Here is a 304-nt window from a genome sequence, read left to right as displayed (position 1 = left end):
GGAGCGCATCCCTGCCGACATCCGCGCTGCCGGCGGCGTCTCGCGCATGATCGACCCCGCCATGATCAAGGGCATTCAGGCTGCCGTCTCTATCCCCGTCATGGCCAAATGCCGTATCGGCCATTTTGCCGAAGCCCAAATTCTCCAGGCCATCGATATCGACTATATCGACGAGTCGGAAGTGCTGTCCCCCGCCGACGACACCTATCACATTGACAAGACTCAGTTTCGCGCCCCCTTCGTCTGCGGCGCCCTCGGCAATACGACGCAGGGCCTCGCCCAGGTTGCGCGCGCCGCAGACGAA

The 304-nt window shown here is 62.8% G+C and carries 1 pseudogene; it reads left to right on the top strand.

From position 1 onward, the window contains the following. Positions 1-46: 46 nt before the first annotated feature. Positions 47-196: pseudogene (locus PZH32_RS14165) on the top strand (pyridoxal 5'-phosphate synthase lyase subunit PdxS); the annotation flags it as partial. Between the last annotated feature and the right edge of the window lie 108 nt (positions 197-304).

This window comes from Adlercreutzia equolifaciens (genome assembly GCF_029076695.1).
Taxonomy (GTDB): Bacteria; Actinomycetota; Coriobacteriia; order Coriobacteriales; family Eggerthellaceae; genus Adlercreutzia; species Adlercreutzia equolifaciens_A.
Note: the sequence above shows the minus strand (reverse complement) of the source record. Positions and strands in the feature narration are given on the sequence as shown.